Origin of the sequence: Streptomyces sp. NPDC006332 (assembly GCF_040612855.1) — a bacterium.
Lineage (GTDB): Bacteria > Actinomycetota > Actinomycetes > Streptomycetales > Streptomycetaceae > Streptomyces.
This window is the reverse complement of the sequence record NZ_JBEXRA010000140.1, coordinates 1-1,536: the sequence shown is the minus strand read 5'-3', so window position 1 is coordinate 1,536 and position 1,536 is coordinate 1. Positions and strand designations below refer to the sequence as shown.

At 70.4% G+C, this 1,536-nt stretch carries 1 protein-coding gene; it reads right to left on the bottom strand.

The annotated features are described in order from the left end of the window. On the bottom strand, positions 1 to 1,536 hold a 1,536-nt coding region (locus ABZ027_RS43165), incomplete at both ends, for a condensation domain-containing protein (RefSeq protein WP_356778599.1).

Genomic DNA, 1,536 nt, shown 5'->3' with positions numbered 1-1,536 from the left:
CGCCACCGCATCCGGAGAAGCCGCGGCACGCTCCTCGAAGATCTGGTGCACACACCGTTCCACCGGAGCCGACGGCACCACCGGACCCGCGGCGGAGTGCAGCAGGTCCCGCTCGCCGACGGGCAGGTACACGGCCTGCGCGTCACCGTCCGGGTCGGCGGCCATGGACTCAAGGACGGCGCGGTACATGCCGACCAGCCGCTCGCCGTTGACGCGGCTGAGCATGCGCGGGTCCGCGGTGATGATGACGTGCCCGGCACGGGAGGAGACCGTCAGCGGGAACTCGGTCGGGCTGTCGTCCAGTCCCGCCCGGTCGTCCACGACGGTGGCGTCCATCTGCCGGAAGTCCTGATAGTTGAACATCACGTCCAGCAGCCGTCGGCCGCCGGCAGCGTCGCGCTGAATCTCCGGCATGGGGAACCGTCGGTGCGGCCAGAGCTCGACCTCGCGGGCGAAGACCTGCTGGACCAGCTCCCGCCAGGTGCGTGCGCTACGGTCCACCGCGAACGGCAGCGTGTTGAGGTACATGCCGAGCACCCGGTCGGCGCCGAGCACCTCGGGCCGTGCGTCGCAGACGACGCCCGTGTGGAAGGCCTCCTCACCGGTGAGCTGGCTCATCACCTTCAGGTGCGCCGCCAGCATCACGCTCTTCAGCGAGACCTTCGAGTCCGTCGCCAGCTTGCGCAGGTCGCGCTCCAGGTCCTCCCACTGCGTCCAGGCCTGGTACAACTCGCGCGGCCCGTCCTGCTGCTCGCCCCAGCCCGTGGGGAGAGAGAAGGGGGCGTGCCGGTCGACGACGCCCCGCCAGTAGGCGCGGTCCTCGGTGGAGGCGAGGGACTCCAGCTCGCCGGCCACGAAGTCGGCGAAGCGCACGGCGGGGGCCTCGTACGGCTCCGGCTCCAGGCCGTCCCGCAGCTGCCGGTAGAGGGCCAGGAGTTCCATCAGGAGGGAGTGATGGCTCCAGCCCTCCAGGACGGGGTGGCACTCGGTGACCGAGATCCACCAGCAGTCGCCGTCGGTGACATGCGCGAAGAAGCGCATGAGGGACGGCGTACCGAGATCGAACAGCGTGGCGCGCTCGCGCACGGTGAAGTCGCGGAGTTCCCGCTCCACCGTCTCGGCGTCCAGGCCACGCAGGTCCTGCCGGCCGAGCGGGAGTTCGGCGGTGGCGTGGACCAGCTGCAGGGGTACCGAGTAGGCGTTGAGCTCGATGGAGGTGCGCAGCGCCTCATGCCGCTCGACGACCAGCCGGCCGGCGGCCTGAAGAGCGTCGAGGGAGAAGGGCTTGTCGTCCAGCACGCGGAACGTGCTGACGTTGTGGTAGTTGTTCCGGCTGTCGTCGACGAGCATTTCGACGACCATGCCGAGCTGCACCTGGGACAGCGGGTAGGCGTCGTCGACGCCTTCGGGGAGCTTGGCCCGGTCCGCCTCGCCGATCAGGGCGAACGGCTCGACCCGCCGGTCGGCGTCCGTCACCGCGGGACGTCCCGTGATCAGCTCGGCCAGGCCGGCGACCGTGCGGTGCTCGAAGACGTC